The sequence below is a fragment of the Actinomadura rubteroloni genome (genome assembly GCF_002911665.1).
GTDB lineage: Bacteria > Actinomycetota > Actinomycetes > Streptosporangiales > Streptosporangiaceae > Spirillospora > Spirillospora rubteroloni.
The window spans coordinates 217,124-242,361 of sequence record NZ_MTBP01000003.1 but is presented as its reverse complement, the minus strand read 5'-3'; the positions used below and the strand labels follow the sequence as shown (position 1 = coordinate 242,361).

General features: G+C 68.8%; 12 protein-coding genes and 1 pseudogene. 9 read left to right on the top strand and 4 right to left on the bottom strand.

What is annotated here, in order from left to right; all coding sequences use genetic code 11:
- Positions 1–566 precede the first annotated feature (566 nt).
- The 9 genes and pseudogenes from BTM25_RS22400 (at position 567) to BTM25_RS22365 (ending at position 14,118) form a co-directional block, all read left to right on the top strand.
- Positions 567–926, top strand: a complete 360-nt coding sequence (locus BTM25_RS22400) for a hypothetical protein (RefSeq protein ID WP_103564962.1) — start codon at positions 567–569, stop codon at positions 924–926.
- A gap of 158 nt (positions 927–1,084) precedes the next feature.
- Positions 1,085–2,449, top strand: a complete 1,365-nt coding sequence (locus tag BTM25_RS22395) for a WS/DGAT domain-containing protein (protein WP_146059114.1) — start codon at positions 1,085–1,087, stop codon at positions 2,447–2,449.
- Positions 2,450–2,467: 18 nt separating this feature from the next.
- A pseudogene (locus BTM25_RS30985) lies at positions 2,468–2,569 on the top strand (DUF5988 family protein); the annotation flags it as partial.
- Positions 2,570–2,590: 21 nt separating this feature from the next.
- A complete protein-coding gene (locus tag BTM25_RS22390; protein WP_103564960.1) occupies positions 2,591–8,983 on the top strand; it encodes a type I polyketide synthase in 6,393 nt (2,130 codons plus the stop codon).
- 3 nt (positions 8,984–8,986) lie between these two features.
- Complete coding sequence (locus BTM25_RS22385) at positions 8,987–10,462, top strand: FAD-dependent oxidoreductase (RefSeq protein ID WP_103564959.1); 1,476 nt, start codon at positions 8,987–8,989, stop codon at positions 10,460–10,462.
- A gap of 15 nt (positions 10,463–10,477) precedes the next feature.
- Complete coding sequence (locus BTM25_RS22380) at positions 10,478–10,912, top strand: nuclear transport factor 2 family protein (protein WP_146059113.1); 435 nt, start codon at positions 10,478–10,480, stop codon at positions 10,910–10,912.
- A gap of 67 nt (positions 10,913–10,979) precedes the next feature.
- Positions 10,980–11,879: an NAD(P)-dependent oxidoreductase gene (locus BTM25_RS22375; RefSeq protein WP_168212211.1), complete on the top strand. Its 900-nt coding sequence runs from the start codon at positions 10,980–10,982 to the stop codon at positions 11,877–11,879.
- Positions 11,876–12,850 carry a spirocyclase AveC family protein gene (locus BTM25_RS22370; protein ID WP_103564956.1) on the top strand — a complete coding sequence of 325 codons (975 nt, stop codon included), beginning with the start codon at positions 11,876–11,878 and terminating at the stop codon, positions 12,848–12,850. The genes BTM25_RS22375 and BTM25_RS22370 overlap by 4 nt, the downstream gene beginning before the upstream one ends.
- 5 nt (positions 12,851–12,855) lie before the next feature.
- On the top strand, positions 12,856–14,118 hold the full coding sequence (locus tag BTM25_RS22365; protein WP_103564955.1) for a cytochrome P450: 1,263 nt from the start codon (positions 12,856–12,858) through the stop codon (positions 14,116–14,118).
- A gap of 225 nt (positions 14,119–14,343) precedes the next feature.
- Here BTM25_RS22365 and BTM25_RS22360 read toward each other — a convergent pair whose 3' ends face one another.
- The 4 genes from BTM25_RS22360 to BTM25_RS29310 form a co-directional block, all read right to left on the bottom strand.
- A complete protein-coding gene (locus tag BTM25_RS22360; RefSeq protein WP_168212210.1) occupies positions 14,344–15,219 on the bottom strand; it encodes an alpha/beta hydrolase in 876 nt (291 codons plus the stop codon).
- Between the two features lie 750 nt (positions 15,220–15,969).
- Positions 15,970–23,310, bottom strand: a complete 7,341-nt coding sequence (locus tag BTM25_RS22355) for a LamG-like jellyroll fold domain-containing protein (RefSeq protein ID WP_205648221.1) — start codon at positions 23,308–23,310, stop codon at positions 15,970–15,972.
- A 366-nt stretch (positions 23,311–23,676) separates the two neighbouring features.
- A complete protein-coding gene (locus tag BTM25_RS22350; RefSeq protein WP_103564952.1) occupies positions 23,677–24,522 on the bottom strand; it encodes a patatin-like phospholipase family protein in 846 nt (281 codons plus the stop codon).
- Positions 24,523–24,621: 99 nt separating this feature from the next.
- The gene (locus tag BTM25_RS29310; protein WP_146059112.1) at positions 24,622–24,909 is read right to left on the bottom strand and encodes a hypothetical protein; all 288 of its coding nucleotides are present in this window, start codon (positions 24,907–24,909) and stop codon (positions 24,622–24,624) included.
- Positions 24,910–25,238: the final 329 nt, after the last annotated feature.

Below are 25,238 nucleotides of genomic sequence, written 5' to 3'. Positions count from 1 at the left end.
CTTGGCAACACCGCCTTCTCCTTTCCATGCACGATCTTCGAGGGGGCGATGAGCGTGGCTCAGTGTCCGCAATCCTTATCGGCATGCAGCCGGTATTTACGGCGACGATCTTTTGGATGCCGTAGTTGCTGGTCACGCCCGCGATGATCCGTGATGGACCGCAACAATGACGAGCATCCTTATCATTACCGGAAAGTTTTCTGTTGACCAAAATCTCAGTAACAGCCATCTTACCCGGCAGTAAGAACTGGATCGGTCTCTCCTTTGCCACCTGGATCGATGCGTGATCGTTTCGGCGGCACAAGCTTGCGGCGGTGCTTGATCCGCACTACCGGGGGTTTACAAGGCGGCGAGCCGTGAAATACCGTCACGGCTACACGAACTACCCCAAAGGGGGTTCGGTGGACGCAGCAACAGCGCGTCGAGACCCGCCCCGCGAAAAGCGATGCATTGAGCTTCCGCCGCGCATTTTGGAGACGGTCATGAGATCCCATCGCGATGACTATGCCCGTAACTCGGATCGCTCTGCCGGACAGAGCAGCGTTACCGCATACCTTCAGAACGTCATGGATGACACACGGCAGTATCTCGATGAAGTGATCGACACCGCACGTGATATCTCCGATGACCTCTGGGATGTCGTCGACCGGGCCGTGGAAGGGCGGTACGGCTGGTCGCGCCGTCCTGGCGCACGGCAGCGCCAGGAGCATGACCGGGGCGGGTACGGACGGGACCGGTATCACGAGGACCGGGTCCAGCCGGGCGAGCCGGAAGAGACCATCGCCCGGTTGAGAAAGCTTCAGGAAGAAACCGAGGCGCTGGCCGTCGAGCTCGGCCGGCTCACTGGGCGGCCCGGCTCGCAGCCCGGTCCGGCGGAAGGCTCCTCGGCGGCCCAGGAGTCCTCGACCGATAAGACCTCGACGTGACCTCCGCATCCGCCCGACCGCTCTTCTCCTCGGCAATCCGCCCGTCCTCGCCCGCCGATCACCTTCCGGCGGCCTAGCGGCAGGTGGTCCAAAGCAGGTGTCTGCGCTTCCGCACGGCACTCGGCACGCATCCCAGCGACCAGTACCGGAGGTATGCCATGGTCAACCCTCCATCACCGGACCGCACACTGCCAGGCCGCATCAACCCGGTGATCCCCACCGGGGCGGTGGACCGGGTCGTCCTGGAGCTGGCGGAGCGGGCTGCGCAGCGGTCTTACCTGCACATCGGCGGCGTGATGCTGGTCAAGGGCACCCCGCCGAGCCTGGGTGAGCTGCGACGCTCGGTCGCCGCGCGGGTGCACCGAGCGCCGGTGCTCGGCTATCGCCTCAGCGCCGACCAACGGCGGTGGGAGCCCGATGCCGGCTTTCGCCCAGAGGATCACGTTTCCCAGCGTCGGCTGAGTTCGGACGCCGATCTGCTGGCCGAGGCGCTGGCGGTGATCGACGAGCCGTTGCCACCCGATCGCCCTCTGTGGCGCTTGGTACTGCTGCACAGCTTCACCCTCGCCGACGCTGGAAGCACGTCCGACGACGAGAACGGCGGCGGGCGCGGCGAGAGCGAGGCGACCGGTCAGTACGCGGTGTGCTACTGCGCGCATCATGCCTTTCAGGACGGCATGGCCATCGCCGCGACCTTGGAAGCCTTGTTCGGGTCCCGGGTTCTGCCGCCGCCCGACCGTACGGAGACCCGGGCCGCAGTGCGGCCATGGCAGTGGCCTGCGCCCTCCGACCTGGCCTTACCAGTGCGGCCCACCGCCCACTGGACGCCGGCCGGGCACTCCTTGACCGGCCGACGCCGGTTGCTGTCGTTCGACATGGACCAGGCGGCGCTGCGTTCCATCGCCCGTACCGCCGGCGTCAGTCGCAACCAGGTGTGCCTGGCGATCTTGGCGGCGACGCTTCGTGAGTGGACACCGGCCGACTGGGTCGGGCCGCCGGATCGCCGCGGCCGCAAGGGTCTGCGCGTGGCCATGCCGGTGGACCTGCGCGCTGAAGGCGGCGGTGGCTGCCTGGGCAACCAGTTGGTGGTGCTGAGCGTGGACCTGCCCTGCCACCTGACTTCCCCTCGCCAGATGCTCCAGTATGTCGTCGCCCAGACCCGCCCCCAGCGGCTGCTGCGCCACCGCGCTCTGTACCGGGTGCTGGCGCCCCGCACCCCCCTCGCCCTCACCCGGGCGATGTACCTGCGCTTTGGCGACCCCCGTTATGTGGCGATGCCAGTGACCACGGTGCGGCTGCGCCAGATGCTGATCAACGGCACCCCGGTGCACAGGACGTTCGCCATCCCACCGCTGACACCCCGCCAACCCATGATGATCGCGCTACTGCAACACCAGGGAGAGATCATCTGCTCCGTCCTGGCCGACACCGCCGTACCCGGCCTCGATCTCCTGGACGACCTGTGGCAGAAGGCCCTGGCGCGCCTGCACGAGGCGGTCTGTGTTTCCCCGGACGGCCAGTGAGCCGGCGTCACCCGCTGCGGATGCAATGAGCACTTCGTTTCCACCGGAAGCACCAGATTTGTCGAGGGCGAACCGGCGTCGATCTACACGTGGACGCACAGCACCAGCATTGCCGAGTAAACCGGTTCGAGGAGTATCAAGGTGAAGCAGCACAGTGAACGGCAGGTGGCGGTGATCGGAGCCGGATGCCGGCTTCCGGGAGGCGTCGATTCCCCGTCCTCTCTCTGGAGGCTCCTCGCCGACAAGCGCGACACCGTCCGCGACATCCCCGACGATCGGTGGACACAAGAGGAACTCTCCGGGCTTCCCGCCGATGTCGCCGGCCGCATGAGGCGGGGAGCGGTTCTCGACGAGGACGTGTACGCCTACGACCCGGCGTTCTTCGGCATCAACGCCCATGAAGCCGCCTGGGTGGACCCCCACCACCGGCTTCTGGCCGAGACGTTCTGGAATGCCGCCGAACACGCGGGAATTCCGCCCCGGTCCCTGTCGGGCAAGCAGGTCGGGATCTACTTCGGCGTCTACAACAAGGAATACCTCCTGCGTGCCCAGCGTCCGCTTGAGGAACTCGACGCCTACGCGATGAACGCCAGCATCCACTCCATGGCCGCCGGTCGCATCGCGTTCCTTCTCGATCTGCAAGGTCCCCAGATGACCGTGGAAGCCGGTTGCGCCTCTGGACTCGCCGCCATGCACGCCGCATGCCAGGGTCTGCGGGACGGTGAGGCCGACATCGCTTTCGCCGGTGCCTCCTCTCTCATCCTCGGCCCCGAGGAGTCCGTGCCCCCCGCCCGCTGGTCGTTCTACTCGCCCACCGGCCGCTGCAGCGCCTTCGACAGCGCCGCCGACGGATACGTACGCGGTGAAGGTTGCATCGTCCTCGTCCTCAAGCGCCTTTCGGACGCGGTACGCGACAATGACCGCATCCTCGGCGTGATCCGTGGCTCCGCGGCCAACCAGAACGGCCGCCGATCGTCCCGCCTGACCGCTCCTTCCGCTACCGCGCAGATCGATGTGTACCGTCGCGCTCTGCGCGCCGCAGACGTCGCCCCCGGCGACATCGGCCTGGTGGAAGCCCACGGCACCGGAACCGAAGTCGGTGACCCACTGGAATTCCGCGCCGTCGCCGAGGTCTACGGCGCCGGCGACGGCGCCTGCGCCCTCGGATCGATCAAGACGAACATCGGGCACACCGAACCGGTGGCCGGGCTCGCAGGGCTCCTCAAGGCGCTGCTCGCTGTCAGCCGGGGGCAAATACCGCCGAATCTGCACTTCCACGAGTGGAACCCCAAGATGCGCCCCGAAGGCACCCGGCTCTTCGTCCCCACCGAGGTCACTCCCTGGCCGGAGACGAAGAAGTCGCGCCTCGCCGTCGTATCCTCCTTCAGCGTCACCGGTTCCAACGTCCACGTGGTCATCGAACAGCCCCCGACCGGCCTGGGCCGCCACCGCGGCACTCCCGGATCATGCGGTTCCAGGAAGCCGCGGGAGACGACCAGTGCCACTGAGCCGTTCGTGATCCTGCTCTCGGGCGCCAACCGCCCGGCCGTCAACATCGCCGCCCGCCGTCTCGCGCACTGGCTTACCGGCGACGGAGCCGACACCCCCTTGTCGGATGTCGCTCACACCCTCGCTCTGCGACGTACCCACCTGCGTGAACGCCTCGCCGTCGTCGCCTCCACCCGGCAGGAACTCATCGACCGGCTCACCGAGGCCGCAGGTGGATCCGCCGGCGGCGCCGGCACCGGGACGACGATCGGCACCGTCAAGCCCAGTACCGACACCGTCTTCCTGTTCTCCGGACATGGCTCCCAGTGGGCCGGGATGTGCCGGAATTTGCTGGACCGCGACCAGAGGTTCACCCGCGTCATCGACCAGCTTGAGCCGATCATCGCCGCCGAGTCCGGGTTCTCCCTCCGTCAGACTCTGGCCGGCACCGATCTGGTCCACGGCATGGACCGGGTGCAGCCCACCATCTTCGCCGTCCAGGTCGCGCTGTGCGCCATGTGGGCCGACTACGGCGTACGGCCGGACGCGGTGATCGGCCACTCCATGGGGGAGGCGGCCGCGGCGGTGAGCTCCGGCGCCCTGACCCTGGAGGAGGGCATTCAGGTCATCTGCCGTCGCTCCCGACTGAACATGCGCGCGGCCGGGATGGGCCGCATGGCCTCCATCGCGCTGTCCCGCGCCGACGTCGAAAAGAGGATCGAGCAGAGCGATGCCTCCGGCGTGAGCGTCGCCGTCGTCACCTCACCACGAGCGACCGTGGTCGGAGGGCCGGCGGCCGCCGTCGAACGGATGGTCCGCTCATGCCAGAAGGACGGCATCGCGGCGACGCTCATCAACGTCGACATCGCCTCCCACACCGCTCACATGGACCCCATCCTGGACGACCTGCGCGCCACCCTTTCCGGCCTGGCCCCTCAGCCACCGACCACCCGCTTCTACACGACCGTCTTCGACGACGCCCGCCGCGACGTGCTGCTCGATGCGGACTACTGGGCCGCCAATCAGCGCCGGCCCGTTCTCCTCGCCGCCGCGATCCAAGCCGCCGCCGAGGACGGCCATCGCCGCTTCGTGGAGATCAGCCCGCATCCAGTCCTCGCCCACGCCGTGCATGCCACCGTTGACGCCCTCGGCGAGGGCCCCGCCGACGTCTTCGCCTCACTGCACAGCGACACGGACGAACGCGTCGACTTCCTCACCCAAGTGGCGTCCCTTCACTGCGCCGGTCACCAAGTCGACTGGCGCGCCCCCTACGGGTCGGGCGAACTCGCCGACGTGCCCGGGACGAGCTGGGAACGCACCCGGCTGACCATCGCCCCCTCACCGCTGCGCGGACCCGCGCCCCTCGCCGCCGGCGGGGGCCATCCCCTGACCGGCGCGCATCTGACCGACCCCGACAGCGCCGGCCGTCACCTCTGGCAGAAGACCCTCACCAGCACCACCCTGCCGTGGCTGGACGAGCATCGTGTCAACGGCGTCCCCGTTCTCCCGGGCGCCGCCTACACCGAGATGGCCATCGCCTGCGCCACAGACGTGTTCGCCACCGATTCCCACCAGGTCGAGGTCCGCGATCTCGACCTCAAGCGCATGTTGCCCCTCGGCGAGGGACGCGCGGTCAGCGCGGTCGCGACCACCGTCGGTCCCGCGGTCGCCGCCTGGGAGCTGACCGCGCTCGACCCCGACGGCACCCACACGCCGTACGCGAGCGCCGAACTGCACCACACCACCGCCTCCGCCCCGCCCCGAGCCGTGGACATCGCGAAGATCCTGGCCATGCCGGCGACCGACGTCGAACCGACCGAGCTGTACCGTCGGATGAGGGAAGACCGCGGCATCACCCATGGACCGGCGTTCGCCGGCATCAAGCGCCTTCGCCTGCTCCACGACCAGCCCACACCCGCCGCCCTGGCGGATATCGAGCTGCCCCCGACCGGCCGGGCCGGCACCCGTGCCCTCAATCTCCACCCCGTCCTTCTCGACATCTGCCTCCAGGCCGTGGGGAGCACCTGGCTGGCCTCCCACGCCGTTCCGCCGGGCGGAATGCTCCCGCGCCGCCTCGGAACGGTCAGGGTCCTGGGCGATACCACCGTGGCAGCCCACTGTCACGTGCAGCTCTTCGACGTCTGCGACCGCTCGTGCACCGCACGCTGCGTCCTGACCGATGCCGCCGGTACCGTCCTCGCCGAAGCCGACACCGTCGAGTGCGTCAGCACACCTCTCCAGGCCGCCGAGGAACTCTTCAACCACCGCACCCTCGATGTGGCCTGGGAAGCGACTCACGCTCCCGGCGAAGTGACCACCACAGGACGCTGGAACCTGTGCCACGAAGCCGACCGCACCGCCGACGCACGGGATCTGAAGGTCGCCCTCGAAGCGCACGGAGCCGAAGCGGTCCTGCACGCCGTGACCTCGGGCACCAGCCCGGACCTGCACGAATCCCCACGCGGCGTGGTCTATCTGCCGTCCCTTGACGACGCCCATGGCGCCGCGGTCTGTGCACGCACCAACCTGCTGCACCTGACTCGCCTCGCCCAGAGCATCACCGCCCAGGTCTCCACCGCCGGGGGCGCCTCCCCCTCGGGCAGTACCGGCCAGGGCGACCGGCCGGTGCCGCGCCTATGGGTCGTCACCCGCGACGCCCAGCAGATTCTGTCCGGCGACATCCCTGATCTCGCCGGATCCGGCCTGCGCGGAGCACTGCGTGTCCTGGCCCTGGAACAGTCCGCGCTGCGTCCCGCCCACCTCGACATCGACCGGGCGACGACCCCGCAAGAACTCGCACGGGAGCTCCTCACGTGCCCCGCGCCCGACGACGACATCGCCTACCGTGCCCACGTCCGCTACATCGCCCGCCTCAAGCACGCCCCGCTCGGCCCCGAGGACAGGATCCAGCGCGGCGTTCAATGGTCCTCACAAGGTGCGACGCTACTGCGCGGGCAGGCCAAGACCTTCGATGACATGACCCTGACCGCGCTGTCCCCTCGGCTGCCCGGCCCTGGAGAGATTCAAGTTCGCTTGCACTCCACGAGCCTGAACTTCGTCAATGCCCTCAAGGCGATAGGCACCTTGGACCGGCTCCACGCCGGCACCGACATCACCCAGCCGGCGGTCTTTGATGGCGCCGGCACCGTCACCGCCGTCGGCCCTGACGTTCGGCACCCCTCCGTAGGAGACTTAGTGGCGGTGCCGGTGTGCTGGGCGGACGATGAGGACGCCCTGATGTGCTCGCAAGCCACCGTCCGCGCCGACTGGGCGATCCCCCTCGCCGGGGAAGAGGACCTCGGCCATGCGGCCGGCCTGCCGATCGCCTACCTCACCGCCTGGTACGGGCTGCGCCATCTCGGCCGCCTCGGCGAAGGCGACCGGGTGCTGATCCACTCCGCGACCGGCGGCGTCGGACTCGCCGCGGTCAACGTCGCCCGCCGCCTCGGCGCCCAGATCCTGGCCACCGCCGGCACAGAGACCAAGCGCGAGTACCTGCGCTCTCTCGGCATCCGGCATGTCATGGACTCCCGCAGCCTCGACTACGCCGAGCAGGTCCAGCAGATCACCGGAGGTCGTGGCCTGGACGTCGTCCTCAACGCCCTCGCGGGCCCCGCGCAGGCCGCCGGTCTCGAACTGCTCGCCCGCCAGGGAAGGTTCATAGAGATCGGCAAGCGCGACATCTACGAGAACACCCGCCTGGGACTGCTGCCGTTCCGGCGGAACATCACTTTCAGCAGCGTCGACATCGCATTGCTCATGCAGAAGGCCCCGGCCCTCATCGGCGCTCTCACCCAGGAGATCACCCAGGAGTACACCTCCGGGCGGCTTCCTTCCCTGCCCATGACCCTGGCCCCCGTCTCCGAAGCGTCCGAGGTGTTCCGCACCATGGCCTCCGCCCAGCACATCGGCAAGCTCGGGCTGACCTGGCCCACCGAAGGAGGCACCGTTCTGTCGGTCGAGCCGAAGGACGTGCGGCCCGTCGAGCCCCACGGCTCCTACCTCGTCACCGGCGGACTGGGAGGTCTCGGCCTGCACGTGGCCACCTGGCTCGCCGATCGCGGGGCCGCTGCCGTCGTCCTCGGCGGCCGGTCCGAACCGAACGAACGCGCCAGAGGCGTCATCAACGAACTCACCGCACGCGGGGTCGGTGTCGTCGTCGCCCTCGGCGACCTCGCCGACCCACGAACCGCCGAGAGCCTGGTGACGGCCGCCGAGTCCACAGGCCACCCGCTGCGCGGCATCGTCCACGCCGCCGCCGTCGTCGAGGACGCCACCCTTGACAACGTCGACGCCGCCCAGATCCAGCGGGTGTGGGACTCCAAGGCTCTGGCCGCGTGGAACCTTCACCAGGCGACGAAGACCGCTCCCCTGAACTGGTGGATCTCCTTCACCTCCGTCGCCGCCGTCATCGGCCAGCCCGGACAGACCTGCTACGCCGCCGCCAACTCCTGGCTGGACGAGTTCACTTCCTGGCGGCGTGCCCAGAAGCTTCCCGCCACCAGCATCGTGTGGGGGCCGTGGGCCGAACACGGCCGCGGAGTCGAACTCGAATCCCTCGGCTACACCATGATCACCCCGTCCGAGGGCATGGACGCGTTGGACAAGATCCTCACCCGCTCCTCCCGCGCCCGGATCGTCCATTCGCCCGCCGATCTCGAACTGCGCATCGACCGGCATCCGGACGCGGCTCAGCTCACCTACTATTCGGCGCTACCCCGCGCTCGCGGCGTCATCGAGGAAGCCGGCGAGTTTCTCACGAGCTGGAACGCCTGCACCGATCCCGCCCGCCGCGCCCAGATCCTCCACGAACGGATCGTGCACCACGCGACCGCCGTCCTGCGCTGCTCCCAGGAGGCCGTGGACGTCCGGACCCCGTTCGCGGCGCTGGGGCTGGACTCGCTTCTGGCGATCCAGCTCCGCAACCGCATCTCCTACGAGACGCACGTCGAGCTCCCCACCACGGCCCTGTGGACACACCCCACGCCGGCCGCCCTCGCCGAGCTCCTGGCCGATCGCCTGCCCGCGGTCTCGAAGGAGAACTGATCGATGGATCCCGCTCAGGTCCTGGTCATCGGCGCCGGCCCCTGCGGACTGGCGGCCGCCTGCGAGCTGCTGCGGCATGGCACCACCGTGCGCATCGTGGACGCTCACCCGCAGCCGGCGGCCGGCTCCCGGTCCATCCTGCTGTGGCCCCCGCAGCTGGCGATCCTCCGCGACCACGGACTTCTGGACGAAGCCCTCGACCTCGGGATCCGGCCCGAATCGTTCACTTACAGCACCGACAAGAGGCGACTGGCCAGGTTCCGATTCGCGGACGACACCGCGCCACTGATCCTGCCCCAGCACCACACCGACCGGCTGCTGGAAAAGGCCCTCAACACCATGGGCGTGACGGTCGAACGCCCGGTCCGGGTCACCGACGTCACCCAGACGCCCGGCGGGGTCAGAGCGCAGGTCACTCGCGGCAACGGAGAGACCGGCACGCTGGACGCGCCATGGCTGATCGCAGCGGACGGGGCCCACTCCACCGTCCGCACCGTCCTCAACGTCGCCGCCGTCCGCGCCCGGGCCACGTCCCGGTTCCTGCTCGCCGAAGGGAATCTCGCCCCCGCCCCGGCCCGCACCGAGATCGAATACGTTCTCACCGACAAGGGGGCACTTCTCGTCGCGCCGCTGCCCGGTGACCTCTACCGGATCGCCGGCGACGTCACCGACACCGCCGACCCCACCGCCGAGGCGGCGCAGGCCCTTCTTCGCCGCCGGAACCACGATGCGAAGATCAGTGACCTGACCTTGCTCACCCACTTCACCTCGGAAGAAGCCCTCGTCCGGGACATGAGGGTCGGCCGGGTCTTCCTCCTGGGGGACGCGGCCCACATCCACTACCCTGTCGGCGGCCAGGGCGCGAACCTCGGCATGCAAGACGCCCGGAACCTCGCCTGGAAACTCGTCGGCGTCATCAACGGACAACTCAATCCCGACATCCTCGACACCTATAGCGTCGAGCGCCGCTCCGCAGCCGAGCAGATCCTGCGTATGACAGGCATTGTCGCCCGCGTCGCGCTGCTCCGTCCCCCATGGAACTCTGCCCGGAACGTCCTACTGCGGAGCATTCAGGGCTCGCCTGCCGTCCAAGCCTGGTACGTGGCGAAACTCGCCGGACAAAAGACGAGCTATCCCAACACGCCTCTGGGCGCCCCGGTGCCCGTCCGTCCCCACCGCCTGGGCCGCCTGTCCTCAGCCTCGGTCGTAGGCCGCCCATCACCCACCTGGGCACGGCCTGAAGAACGAACCAGCCTCTTCCGGGTGGTCAGTAAAGGACCCACCGAGAACTCCGAGATCACTGCGCGGGCCGAAGAGCTCGCCCGCGCCCACCCCATCGCCACCCACCAGCACGTCATCGGCCCCAAAGAGGAGTGCGTCCTCATCCGCCCCGACGGCTATGTCGCCGTCGCCGCCGCCACATCCGACCTGACCGACATAGCCCGCCTGCTGACCGGCATCCGCACCACTTCGCACTGACCCCAGAAGGAGAGGATGAAAGCCGCCATGGCCATTCCGTCCGATCGTGAGAAAGTGTTCCGCGCCTGGGCGCACTCGCTCTGCACCAACGACCTCGACGGCTACCTGTCGTGCTTCGCCGAGGACATCTACCTGGAAGACCTCGCGCTCGAGAGTGTCGTCCAGAGCAAAGAACAGCTCCGCACGGACGTCGTGAAATGGTTCGACGCCTTCCACGACGAAGAACTCACCCTGGAGGGCTATCTGGAGGGCTCCGACGGTGAGATCGGCACGAAATGGACTCTGTCGGCGACGGTGGTCGGGCACTTCCCCAGACTGACCGAGAACGCCGTGATGGGCCGACGTTTCACCAAGCGGGGCCTGAGCGTGTTCACCTTCTCTCCCGACGGTCTCTTCCAACGCGAAACCTCGTACTGGAGCCTCAACACCATCATCCGGCAGATCACCTGATCGAAGGGCGCCGGGAACAGACTCATTCACGGCCCGCCCCATGGCCCCCGATCGGAGGAGCCCTGCCATGAACCCCACAGTCGGCTTCATCGGGCTGGGCGTGCTGGGCAGCAGAATGGCCCGCCGCGTCCTGGACGCGGGTTTCCCGCTCACCGTGTGGAACCGAACCCAGCGCAAGGCCGAGCCGCTGCACGCCGCCGGCGCCCGGGTCGCCACAACTCCGGCGGACGTCGCCCGCACCTGCGACATCCTCGCGATGTGCGTCACTGACCGCGAAGCGGTCACCGCCATCGCCTTCGGACCGGACGGTCTGCACACCGTCCCCGCGCGCAAGCAACTCGTCATCGACCACTCGAGCATCGCTCCCGACGCCACCCGCAGCATCGCCGACCGGCTGTTCGCCGCCAATGGCATCTCCTGGCTCGACGCGCCCGTGTCCGGCGGCACCCCCGCCGCCGAACGCGGCACCCTCACCGTCATGGCCGGCGGCAGCACCGCGGACTTCGACCGTGCCCTTCCTGTACTGCGGTGCTACGCACGCCGGCACACCCTCATGGGCCCGGTCGGCAGCGGGCAGGCCACGAAGCTGTGCAACCAGATCATCGTCGCCGCCACCACCTGGGGCATCGCCGAGGCCGCCACTTTCGCCCGAGCATCCGGCATTCCACCCGAAAGCCTCCTTCAAGGACTGGCCGGCGGCTTCGCTGACAGCGCCCTCTTCCAGCACTACCTGCCGCTGATGTCCCCCCCACATGACCAGGCCATCGGCTCACTGGAAGACCTGGTCAAAGACCTCGATGCCGCGCTGACCCAGTCCCGCGCCACCGGTACTCCGCTCCCGCTCGCCGCCCACTTGGCCGAACTGCTGCGCATCGCCAACAAGTGGACTCCCCCGCAGGCCGCCGGAAGCTTCATCGGCCTCCTGCACGGCAAACCCGATAGCGAAACAACGGACATCCCACGATGAAAAAGGTCCCCTCTGACGCGGCCGACGACGCCCCCGCCCGCCGCCTCGTCACGACCCCGGCCTTCTGGTGCGCCCTTGTCGGCGTCGCCTCGCTGGTGATGGGGGCATGGGTCATGGCCCGCTGGGCCGCCGCCGGCGTGCACTCCCCCGATAACGCCGGTGGCAGCATCTCGCCGGTCCGCACCGCCATCACCTGGGCTGTTCAGGCGGCCACGGTCACCATCGCGATCATCTGCGCCGTGTACGTGGTCCGCGACTGTCGGAGCCGTGGACACTTCACCCTCAATGCGGGCATGTTCCTGGGTTTCATCCTCGCCTCCTGGCAGAGCCCACTGTTCAACTATCGCGAGATCACCTTCGTGGTGAACCGGTACGTCCTGCGCGTCAACTCCTGGGGCCCCTATATCCCCGGCTGGGATCCTCCCCATCGAGAGCTCTTGTTCGAAGCCCCCGTCGCCATCACCGGTGTCGGCTTCGGCATCCTCATCTTGTGGGTGTGGGCCCAGTGCTGGATGGCCCTCAAAATCGCCGACCGGTTCCCCCGCTGGAGCTGGATCCGTCTGGTGACCGCGATCTTCCTCGCCGGAATGATCGCCGACGCGGTCTTCGAATTCGCCTGGATCAGCACCGGCATCTACTCACACGCGCACGCCTGGCGGCCGGCCGCCCTCTTCGCCGGCCACTGGTACAACCTCCCCTTGTCCAAGGTCTTCAGCGCCTCCGTCTTCACCACCCCCTTCGCGCTGATGTGGTACCTGGAACGCACCCGCGGCACCACTCCCTGGATCTACCGCGGCGCCGAACTCGCCTCCACCCCCACGACCGCGAACCTCACCCGCGCCCTGTCCGCGATCGGAGTAGCGAACATCGCAACTCTCGTCTACCTGGGGTGGTTCATCGCCGCAGGCACGGTCGGCGGTCCCATGCCGGCCGACACTCCCTCCTATATGTGGCCACCGAACGCGAGGTGAGACAAATGACCACACCATTCCGGACCGATGCCGAAAACACGTTCGACAACCCCCTGTACCCGGCGTTCTGGAAGCGGACCGCCGAGGAGCGTGACGCGTTCTTCTCCCGGCTGCGGGCGGCCAGGGAGCCCATCTTCTTCCCCTACCAGCCGCCTCGCGCCGACGCCGCCCCCTACGGCTTCTACGCTCTCGCCCGGCACGCGGAGATCACCGAAGTCTCGCGGCATCCCGAGATCTTCAGCTCAAGCCCCGCCAGCACCCTCGAAGACCTTTCGCCCGCTCTCCAGGGCGACGCTGAAGGTTCCCTCCTGCACATGGACCCACCGCGCCACACCGACATGCGGCGCGTGGTCTCCCAAGCCTTCACCCCCCGCGCCGTCCGCCGCTATGACGAGCTGATCACCGGTGTCGTGAAGGCCGTCACCCGTGAACTCCTGGACAAGACACCCTGCGACTTCGTCACCGAGGCCGCCGTGCAGCTGCCACTGCGCGTCATCGCCGCCATCGTCGGTGTCCCGGTCTCCGCCCACGACGAGGTGGTGAAGGCGACCGAGGTCGTCACCGAGATCGGCGACAGCACCAATCGGCACAGTCTTGCCGCCGTGAGCGAAGCGGTCACCTACTTCAACACGCTCATGGGCGACCTCGCCCGCCATCGCCGCGTCCACCCCGCTGACGACGTAGTGACCACCCTCGTCCAGGCCACCATCAACGGCAGGCACCTCACCGACGCCGAGCTCGGGGCGTTCCTGCGCATCCTTCTGGTGGGAGGAAACGACACCGTCCGCAGCACCCTCGCGCATATGCTCACGCTTTTGACGGAAAACCCCGAGCAGAAACGCCTTCTGTTGGCCGACTTGGACGAACGAATGCCCGGAGCCGTCGAAGAGGCCATCCGCCATGCCACCCCCGGTACGTGGATGCGCCGCAACGCCACCCAGGACACCACTGTGGCCGGTCACGCCTTCCGTACCGGAGACCGGCTCATCCTCTACTACATCTCCGCCAACCGCGACGAAGAGGTCTTCGACCGTCCCTACGCGTTCGACATCACCCGCAACCCCAATCCCCACGTCGGCTTTGGCGCCGCCGGCCCGCACTACTGCCTCGGCGCCCACCTCGCCAAGCACGAAGTCGGCGTCTTCTACCGGGAACTTCTCACCCACGCCCCCGATATCCACGCGACCGAACCACCGGTGCACACCTATTCAGGTCTCATCCACAGCATCACCCGCCTGCCGTGCGCCCGCAGCGGGTCTGCCGGATAACGCTATAGACCCTGCGGGCTGGTTGGCCGAACAGATCGGGGGTGTGAGCCCGACGTGTTGCGGTCGATGGCCAAGGCCTACGCGGTCTGCGGCGCGGGCTACCGCCAGCGCTCGGACGAGCGGGTCAACCGCCGCGACGGCTACCGCTCTGCCCCAGCTCAACTTGCGCTCTGCCACCGCTACATCGGGCAATGGCCGAGGCCCGAGACAGCGGGCTGGGATGGTTTAGGTTCCTGGGTCCTGTCGCGTAGTCACGTCGACCAACTCGTCTGCCAGTTGTTCGACGGCGTGGCGGCCCTCGGGGACGACGGCGGCCAAGACGTGGACGGCGTGCCACATCTTCGGCAGTACCCGATACACGACCGGGACCCCCGCGCTCTTCGCGCGCGTCACGAAAGCCTCCGCTTGGGGACGAAGGATCTCGTACTCTCCGCAGTGGACGATGAGGCACGGCAGGCCGGCCAGCGACGATAGAGCGGGAGAGGCCTCTTTCAAGCAATATGGTGGCGCGTAGAGCCGTGCGGTGCGCTTGGCCGCACCCTCCGTCAGGGCCGGGTCCGCTGCCTTCAGTCTTCGGCCGACGCTCAGAGTGTCCAATTCGATCCACGGCGACAACATCACCACGGCTGCCGGTGGCGGCGCTCCTTCGTCGCGGGCCTTGAGCGCCGCGCTCAAAGCCAAGGCCGCGCCGGCGGATTCGCCCGCCACGATCAGATTCCGGGAGTCGACTCCCGACTCGATCAGTGACTGGTACGCCCTCCAAGCATCTTGAGGGGCGGCGGGGTAGGGGTGTTCCGGGGCCCTGCGGTAGTCGGGCAGGTCGACCGTGCAGCCGCAAGCCTCCGCAAGGTGCCCTGCGAACGACAGCGACAGACGCGGCGACCCCGCCACGAAGCCCCCGCCGTGAAAGTGCAGGACGTGCAAGGGTGAGACTCCGGTCGACGGTCGTAACCGGACCGAGGGAATGCCACCAATCGGCAGACGTTCGGTGGTGACACCGTCCGGCAGGGGAAGCTGCCGCGCCAGGGCTTCGAGGTAGGCGCGTCTCCATGCCAGCGGTATCGGAGCACCGATCACATGCTTGAAGCCGATGCGCACCATAGCGCGTATTGCCAAAGCCCTCATCGTGGTCATTGTGGCTCCCGGGAGTCGCGAGCACGCTGGTGAATGAGATGTCGAGCTTGAATTCGTACAGGGATGCGGTTCCGGCAGTCGGCCAGGTCGCCGGCGAAGTTGTGGGCACCATTTTCGTTCGGTGAACAAAACCGAGCAGCGGGTGGCGTTCGCGAATGGAACTCATCACCAAGACATGGGGCCTCGACCGACTTCGAAGATTCAATCCGTAGTATACCCTAAAACATCATCTCATTGGTGGATGAGTTGTAGCTTGCGGCCGAGGCCGCCGACTTCAGATTGAGATAGGAACCGAACTAGGGCGGGACCGCGGAAGCGTAATGCTCCCACCGCACGGCCATGGCGAGCGCGTCGGAGCCCGAGCCTGACTCAGCGACCGGGCCAGCGGCTGTCGGCACGGGCCGCCGGGCATCGTGCCGGTCCTCCAGCCGGGCGAGGGCGAGACTCGCCACGCGCCATCTGGCTTCCACTCCCGAAGTGTCCCGATCGCTTCGAGCCGAACGGGGTCACGGCAGCCAGGACGCGCGCACAACCCACTCGACCAAGCCCGCGTCCTGTTCGACCACATCGGCGACCACTACGACCACGCCCGCACGCTGATCCTGCTCGCCCGCACCCACCTCCGCCCACCCCAATCCGCAGCCGACACCCACACGAACTCTCGGCGGTCCGGTGCCGCACCGTCGGACGGGCGGCGCGGCACCGGAGGCCGACGGATCAGTCGCGGACGTTGTAGTAGAGGGTCAGGTATTCGATGATCTCGGGGGCGTGGGGCAGGAGTTCGGGCAGGTGGGCGGCGAGCGCGGCGCGGGTGGCCGTGGCCAGTTCGCCGGTGCCCTTGGTCGCGGTGCGGACGTAGGGTTCGAGGCGCTTGATCAGTTCGTAGTTGCTGTCGATGTTCTCGGCGCGGATCGCCTTCTCCAGGGGCGGCGCGCCGGGGGCCGGGACGGGCGGCAGGACCCGGCTGATGAAGGTGACGCGGTGCAGGATGCGCCAGCACGGCGGCTTGGCCGAGGACTGGCGGGTCTGGCGCAGGGCGGCGGCGTCGGCGGCCCCGCTGTTGGCGAGCCAGACCGGGTCGATGACCTTGTTGTAGAAGTCGTCGAAGTTGGCGCCGCTCTCGCCGAGGTAGAAGGTGAAGAAGCGGTAGGCGTCCACCTTGCCCGGCACCAGGACCGGCTTCCCGGCGGCGTCGAACACCGCTTTGCCGTCCTTGTCCCGCTTCTGCAGGTTGCCGGACGGGGCGCACGCGACGCTGAGGCCGAACGAGCGGGAGGCGTTCTTGGCGCGGGTGCGGGTGGTGCTCATGCCGCCGCCGAAGGAGGCGTCGAAGCCGCCGCTCAGCCCCAGGCCGAAGAACCCGATGGAGAACTCCTCGCTGTAGCCGATCTTCCCGGTGAAGGAGTAGGAGCCGGACGTCGTCTGGGTGACGGCGTCCGTGGCCTCGGTGCTCTCGGAGAAGAAGCCGCCCTGGGCCGTCCAGACGTAGGTGTTGACCAGGTCGCGGTGCGAGTGGCCGTTGGCCGCGGCGCTCCCCGCGGTCCCGCCGCCGGGGGCGGTTTTCGGGGCGTCCACGCCCATCCCCCGCAGGACGGACTGGGCCTGCTGCTGGGTCGGGTCCGGCGCATGGGTGTCGGTCGAGATCGACTCGTAGTAGGCGTGGAGGCGCTGCTGGTCGCGGTTGATGCGGTTCTTGAGCGCGTAGGCGTCGCGGGGCTTGAAGTAGCTGTTCTCCCCGTACCCGACCGCGGTCGGGTAGTCGGGGTCGGTGACCTTGCCCTGGTCGCTGAAGCCGACCGCGCCGTCCAGGGTGCCCTGCTTCACGTAGCGGGGGTTGATCGGGAAGTGGATGATGTTCCAGTCCTTGGGGATGTCGGGATTGGGCGTCATCCGGTAGGCGACCAGCACCCCGGTGTGGGCCAGGCGCAGCGCGAACACGTCGGCGGTCTCCGACTGCACCAGCGCCATGCCCGTGTTGGCGGGCACGTACCGGCGGCCGAGGACGGGGTTGAGCGTGCGGGACGGGTCCTCCACGTGCCCGGCCAGCGCCATCCGGGCGTTGCGGGTGGTGTTCAGCCCCTGGGAGACCTGGGTGTCCTCGCTCCAGGAGTTCGAGAACTCCAGCGCGAGGTTCGCCCTGATCTTCAACTGGCCGTCCACCGCCGGCTGCGCCGTCCCGATCCCCATCGGCGCGGTGATCGACAGGACGCTGGCGTCGGTCTCCAGGCCCAGCGAGCCGGAGAAGGCCGTGTTGACGCTGCGGGTCCTGCTGGCGGACAGGTTGTAGGTGACCTGGTCGGCCTCGGTGAACTCCACCGATGACGCCCCCGCGTGGCCGCCGTCCTCGGTGAGGTTCTCCGACGGCACCGGCGGCGCGCCCTCGATGTAGCCGATGAGCTGCGGGTCGAACTGCACCTGGCCCACCCACTCGGTGACCAGGTCGCCGACCTTGTAGCCGGTGACCAGGTGCCAGCGGCCCTGGCGCAGGTAGCCGTAACAGCGTTTGAGCACACCGGCCATGTCGCCGGCGGACGTGAACTGCATGTCGGCGTACTCGGAGACGACCGGGGCGGAGCCGATGACGTCGTGGAAGGGGGTGCGGACGGCGGCCAGCGCCGAGCGCACCTCGGCGGTGTCGGTGGAGACCGGCGCCGTGGACAGCAGGATGCGGGGCCGCTTGGCCGGGAAGGTCAGGTCGTTGCCGCGCAGCCCGTCGTCGTAGACGGACGTGGCGGTCGCCGTGGTGGAGTCGCGGTCGAAGCTCCAGTAGGCGATGAGGTCCTGCTTTCCGCCGCGCAGGCGGGTGAACAGGTTGTCGAGGATCTGCTCGGGGGTGCGCGTGACGCGCCAGATCCGCACCTCTTCCAGCGTTCCGGTCAGCGGCTCCAGCGCCCGGCCCGAGTGCAGGCGCGCGCCGAGGGTGAGCTGCCGGTCGCCGTAGGGGACGCCGTCCTCGGCCGCGTTCAGCGGGCCTTCGGACAGCGGGCGCCCGTTGCGGAACAGCCGCAGCGGGCTGGCCTTGGGGTCGGGGTCGCGCGTCCAGGTCGTGTTGCGCAGCCGGGCCGGGTAGGAGCCCCGGTTGTCGAAGGCGACGTTCCCCGCGTTCTCGTCGAACGCCCAGCGCGCCAGCAGGCCCTTGTCGCGTTCGGTGGTGGGCAGGCCGAGCTGCTGGGGGTCCCGGGCGGTGCTCCACAGCCGTACCTCGCACAGCTCGCCGGACAGCCCGTAGCCGAGTTCGACGTCGTTCCCGTTGGCCTGCGCTCCGGGGCCGGTGTAGCGGTGGTCGCCCACGAGGTTGCCGTCGAGGTAGAAGCGGATCTCGGTCGGCGGCGCCTCGGCGGAAGGCGGAGTGGTCGCCGATCCGGCCGGTCGCTGCCGCCGCCGGATCAGGGACACGCGGTGGAACGTCCCCGCCCTGACGGGCTGGGCGGACGCGTAGCGCACCACCTTGCCGTCCGCCTCGGCGAAGGCGAACTCCAGCATCCCGTCCGGGCGGACGGCGAGGTGGTAGGGCACCCCGCCCGGCCCGCCGTCGACGGCCTTGCCCTTGGCGACCAGGGTGATGGCGTGGCCGATCTGCGCGAACCGGACGAACACCTCGATGGTGAGGTCGTCCAGGACGTCCAAGGCGGGCTGCGCGGTCACCACCGCGCTTCCCGCGCCGAGCATCTGGAGCGCCCACGCCTGCTTGTACGTCGCGGCGACGTGCGCCCACTCGTTGCAGGCGAACCGCTCGGCCGAGCGCAGGACGCGGCTGCCGGCCCGCGCGACGACCTGGTAGCCCTTGATCGGGGAGGCGGCGGCCGTCCCGGTGAACGTCCAGTGGCCGAGCAGTCCGGGCGTGCGGGGGGAGATCCGCTGCCACCGCTCGGCGTTGATCTCCTCGGGGGTGCGCACCCGGCCGAAGACGCGGACCTCGTCGATATGGCCGTCCAGGCGGTCGCCGGTGAAGGGCTGGACGCCGAGGACCAGCGGCCCGTTCCCGGCGTAGGAGCCGGTGGCGGTGCGGCGGGCGACCTCGACGCCGTCCCGGTAGAGGATCTGCTCGCGGGTGGCGTGCTTGTACGTCGCGGCCCAGTGGTGCCAGTCCAGGTCGGGGTAGGGGTCCTTGGTGTAGAGGTCGTCGGCGAACAGGCCGAAGCCGAAGGTGTTGTTCGTCTCGAAGAACAGGTGCAGGCTCTGGTCCGCCCGCCCGGACATGACGCCGTGCGTGAGCAGCGCCTCCCGGCGGCCGCGGACGTTGTTGCGCTTGGCCCACAGCTCGATGGTGAAGTCGCGGCCGGACAGGTCGAGCGTCTCGGTCAGGACGACCTGGTTGGTGCCGTCGAAGGACTGCACCGGTAGCGGCGCCTGGGCCAGCGCCAGCGAGTAGGACGACTCGCCCGTGTTGCCGTGAACGAGCCTGCCCTGCCCCTCCTCGGGGTAGACCCACGCCTCCAGCGACAGGTCGCCCGTCGTGGACGCCTGGGCGAGTTTGTCGGCGGGCAACCGCAGGTGCTGCTGCTCCTTGCCGTCGAAGAAGTAGGCGCGTCCGGGCATCTTGGCCCGCCAGCGGCAGCCGTTGCCGGTGACGAACGGCTTGGCCTTGCCGTTGGGGACGGATTCCACGTCGCCGGGGACGAGCCCGACCAGACGCGAGCCGGCCGACATCGGCACTCCGGGACGGCTGGAGGACGCGCGTCCGAAGTCGTAGCCGACCAGGCTCACGCCGTCGCCCGCCGAGATCGCCGAGACCGCCGCGTCGAACGCCGTCAAGGTGATCGTCTTGGCACCGGCGGCGGTGTCGGCGGCGGCGGCGAACCCGCGCCCGCCGATCAGCAGATGGGCCCCCTTCGGGAACTTGACGGTCGTCCCCTCGGTGAGCTGGACGTCCGAACCGCTCACCGACACGGCCGTCCCGACCGCCACCGGCTCACCGGCGCTCCCGGCCAGCGCGGCGGCCATCGTGCTCGCCTTGCGGGGCAGCGACGTCCAGGTCTCGGTCTCGCCGCCGACGGTGATGGTCACGTCGCAGCGGCCGGGGACGTCGCCGTCGGCCACCTCGATCGTCCCGGACTCCAGCGCCAAGCCCGCGTCCCGGGCGGTGAAGGTGAGCCGTCCGCCGTCCGCCGTGAGTTCCTGCGAACCGCGGACCACGAACGTGTCGTAGTAGGCGGCGAAGAACTGCTCGTTCTCCCCGCGGAAGTACAGCACGACGTCGCCGGTGCCGCTGTCGAGCAGCGCGGGGGTGTCGGAACCGCGGGCGAAGTCGAGCAGGCCGGCGTAGTGGCTCAGGCCGGTGCGGTCCATCCCGTGCATCGGCATGGCGACGGTCAGGTCGTCGTTGCCCTGGAGGCCGCCGGACAGGCGGGTCAGCTCGTCCTGCGCCGCCGTCAGCTCAGCTTCCTTGGCGGCCAGTTCGCGCTGCAGCTCGGTGAGGCGCTGCAGGGCCGACTGCGCCCGCTGGAGGTCGGCGGCGGCCACGGACCACTTGTTCCTGGCCTCCTGCGTGAGCTTGTCCAGGTTCGACAGCATCTCCACGCGTTGCAGCCGCCACAGGCCCGCGTCGGTCTTCAGGCCGTCGCTGGACTGGAACATCTGGGCGCTGTCGCCCACGGTGACGGCGAGCCCGGTCACCTGGTTGACGATGCGGAAGTACTCGCCCTCCTGCCGCAGCTCCCACTCCCAGTCGAGGGAGTCCGGGGCGGCCCGGACGGTGAGCTGCGCCCGCTCGGACGTCGAGCCGTTCGCGGCGCACAGGCACTTGTTGAAGAGCTGGTAGCGGAGCCGGTAGTACGTCGGCCCGTTCTGGTACCAGCCCGCCTTCTCGACGGTCCAGCAGTGGGACGGCGACTCCTGGTCCGTCGGGTAGGCCAGCAGGCTGGAGGGCTGGGCCGAAGAGCCTGCGACGACGACGACCTGCGGCCAGGTCTTGCCGTCATAGAGGCGCGTGTTCTTCGCGTACAGCCGGTACCGGTAGGACGTGAGCAGGTCCTTCTCGGCGTCGTAGCGCCGCTGGAGGTCGTCCAGTTCGCGCTTGAGCTGATCGTGGACCGCCTGGTACTCGGGGACCTTCCCGGCCATGCCGGTCAGCTCGGCGATCCGGGGGCGTAGCGCGGCGATCTCCGCCTCCAGCCGCTTGATCTGCTGCTGGAGTTCGGCGATCCGCTCGGAGTCCGCGCCCTTGGCGGGCCGCTTGACCAGGGCCGGGTCCAGCACCTCCGGCACCAGGCCCAGCCGGCCGTCGCGGCCGACGCCGAAGTCCACGCTCGCCACGCACGCGTCCTTGCTCGAACCGGACTTCTTCTCCGTCGACCAGACCAGCATGACCCGCGCCTGCCGCTTGGCGGGCTTGGACGCGGCGCCGTACCCGGCGGGAACGGTCTCCTGCTGGTGGTAGAGCAGGGCCGACATGCCGGAGACGACCTTGCGGCCGGACACGGTGAAGCTGTCGCGCCGGATCCCCGGATGGTCGCCGACCGGGGCGTCCGAGCTCGTCCACCGGGGAGCGCCCTTCAGCGTGCCGTGCCCCGCGTGGTCGGTCTGGTCGTACACCCGGGCGCCCGAGCCCTCGTCGAACCGGTAGTAGGCCGCCAGCCCCGGCTCGTTGCCGACCAGCCGGTGGTTCATGGTCTCGCGGATCTCGGCGGCGCCGCGCGCCCGGTTCCACATGCGGACCTCGTCCACGTCCCCGGTGAAGGCGCCGGACGTGGTGCCCGCGGCCGTCGTCCCGCCGACCACCGTCGTCGCGCCCGCCTCCTCGGCGTAGGGCATCGCACCGCTGCCGACGGGCCTGCCGTCGACGTACAGTGACGCGGTCGTGCCGTCGTAGACGGCGGCGATGTGGGAGTAGGCGTCCGCGGGGACGGTCACGCTCGACTTCACCGGCTGCGTGGCGCCGTCGTGGGACAGGCACACGTGCCCGTCGACGTCCACCTCAAGCTGGTAGGACGTCCCCCGCGACACCACGGGGCCGTCGTGGGCGGCCGGTTTGATCCACGCCTCGATCGTGTACGGGTCGCCGTCGAACCCGAGGACGTCCTTCACGTCGTTCAGCTCGACGTAAGTGTCCTTGCCGGTCAGGCGGACGGCCGTCCCGGCGTGCCCGTCCGCGCGCCGCACCGGCACCAGGTCCTTGCCGGTGAACGGGCACTTGCCCGGACTCCGCTCGAACACGGCGTCGCGGTAGAGCGGGTCCGGGCTCGTGTAGAACTGCGTGCCCCGCGTGTTGAACAGGCCCTGGACGCCCTGCTCGACGTTGAACCCGTCGATGCGGCCGGTGGCGTCGTTGTGCGCGAACAACTGCCAGCGCTGCGTCCCGTGGACGGCGGTCGGCACCAGCACGGCCGCGAACCGCCCCGCGCTGAGGTTCCGGACGAACGACAGCTCCTGCGTCGGCTCGTAGAACGGGCGGCCCTCCATGTCCTCGGTGCCGAGCGTGTCCTTGGCCGACTCGGGGCGGGTGGCGTGCCGGCTCCGCCGGTACCGCACCTCCATGACGGGCTTGAGCCTGCCGTCCACCAGCAGGAACCGGTCGCACAGCAGCGTGTCGCGGACGAGCGGCACCCGCCCGGTCCCGTCGCGGACGAGGTCGGCCCGGGACGTGTCGCCCGAGCAGCCGCCCCCGGTCAGCTTGAACACCGCGGCGGGGTGCGCTTCGCCGATCGCCTGCCGCAGCACCACCACGTACGTCCCGTCGGAGACGACCTGGAACGGGGCCGCCGCCGTCAGCCGCGCGGTCGTGGACAGGAACCCGTCGATCTCGGCGGGCGACGGCTGCTCGCCGGCGGCGGCCTCCGCGCCGCCGCGCTTGACCGTCGGCATGGCCGTGGCCCCCGCGATGGCGTACCCGACTTCGGCCAGCTCCCTGGGGAAGGCCAGCTCGACCGGGTTCTCGCTCCAGTACGCCGAGTCCGCCGTTCCCTTCTTCTGGTCTCCGGCCAGGTCCAGCACCGAATAGAAAACGCGCCGGGAAGCGTCCATCGCGAACGCGACGGTCGTTCCCTGATGCCGCACCATCGTTACGTGCGTATAAGCCCGGTCGCCGTAAACCTTGACCAGCGCATCGTTCAGCGTCAAGCCCGCCCCTTCCATCTGCGGATCAGCCTCACGATCGTGCGACGCGAATCCATCCGTCAATACACGCGGGTTGTCTGCCTTCGGCCACGAAATTTCCCGGCCGCGATATCGACAGCGGCCGGAAAATCCGCTTTGCTGTTTGCCCCGTCTCGTCAAGATCACCACGCGGACACAATCCACTTACCTTTTTGCAGCCGGTCTGCCGCGTCGCTGATACTTCCAGAAATTAATTGAGGATGATCTCGGCGGCATGCGATCCGCGGCGGTAGTGGTTCAGGTCCCACGAGACACGACGGCATGCCGGTGCGGTGGAGCCTCCAGACAGCGATCACCGCTAACGCCCGATCGACGATCCGGGTCGCGCGGTCAGTCGCCCCACACCTCGGCGACCTGCTCCGCCTGCCCGGTCTCCATGACGGCCTGCTGGTGTCCGGCGTGGAGCGCGGCCGTCCCGGTGCTCGGGTCGAACACTCCGAAGGCGAAGACTTCTTCGGTTTCGGTGTTCGGGCCGATCACGGCGGCTCTGTCGGGGCCGGCGGACGCCAGCTCGTCGTCGATCGCCGTCGCCGACAGCACGTTCCCTCTCGGTGCGAGGACCACGACGCGCCGGGAGCCCGCGGCCAGGTCGGCGTTGGTGGTGGAGTAGACGGGAGCACTCATGTACGCCCGTCCGGCGATCTCGACCGGCGGGTAGACCATCGGCATCGAGCACGCGGCCCGGACCGCCTCGGGCAGGGTCGCCGCGCCGCCGCGCCGCCACACCACGCGTTCCCCGGTCTCGGCATCCAGGCAGGGGATCAGCAGGTCGCGCTCGGGCCACCGCGCGGACGGCAGGCGGTCGATGAAAAGGTCCAGCCGCTCGGCGTTCCGTCCGGTGTCGATCCCCCGCGCCAGCCGGCCCAGGTGCTTGCGGCGCTCTGGAACCGGAAGCGACGTGACGGACATCACGTCGTACGCGCGCAGCAGCCGTTCGGACATGTCCTGCGTCCCGGACTCGGCCAGCTTGCGGCTCGCTCCGATGATGTCCTCGATGACGGCGATCACGTCCGCGCCGTGCGCGATCAGCGCGCCCACGACCGCACCCGCCGACGTCCCCACGATCAGGTCGGCGGTGCGCAGATCAGTGCCGGCCTCGCGGAACCCTTCGATCAGCCCGGCTTCCCAGAACGCACCCGGCGGCGAACCCGCACCAAGGACCAGCGCCTTCCCCATGGGCACAACCCCCCGGCACCCGCCCTACCCACCGCGAAACCGCGCGTCAGCCGCCCCACACGGCGACTTGGTCGGCGGGCGTTCGTGTTCGCTGCAGGTTCACCAGGATTTTTTGCCGAAAGCGCCTGGCCCTGCATGAAAGATCCCAATCGCGAGCATGCCGAGCATGGCACTGATCCAACTGGCGATGGGGTGTTCGGCCGGGTGGACCAACAGCAAGAACAAGGGCGTCGTCGCAATCGCCAACCAGCCGGCGATCAAGTTGGGTACCGGCGAGTTACCGAGCGCCGACGGATAGGGCTTTTTGGTGACTCCCCTCACGAAATGGGGAATTCCATTGCCCAGCCAAACACCCGCAAGGAAACTCATAATGACGGCAGCGATCATGAGACTGACACAACACCATTCCCATGGCGGACAAGTATTGGCTGAAGACCTTAGGGGCGGTAGGCGTTTATTCTGCGACTACCTCCTCGGGACCGTAGCCCGAAAGCACGGTCGCCCTGGTCAACCACGGGCTGAGTTTGCCCAAGAAGTGCCCGTCAGTCAATCCGACTGGACCACGTGGACGCTCCCCCGATCATCCCACTCCACCGATTTCGCAGGTACTACACTTTTTCGACAGCCCCCGTATGCGTATTTTGAGGGACATAGTTGAACCATGGGAATGATGAGCGTAGAACTGAGCGGTTAGCGGCGTATGTCGTGAACGACCG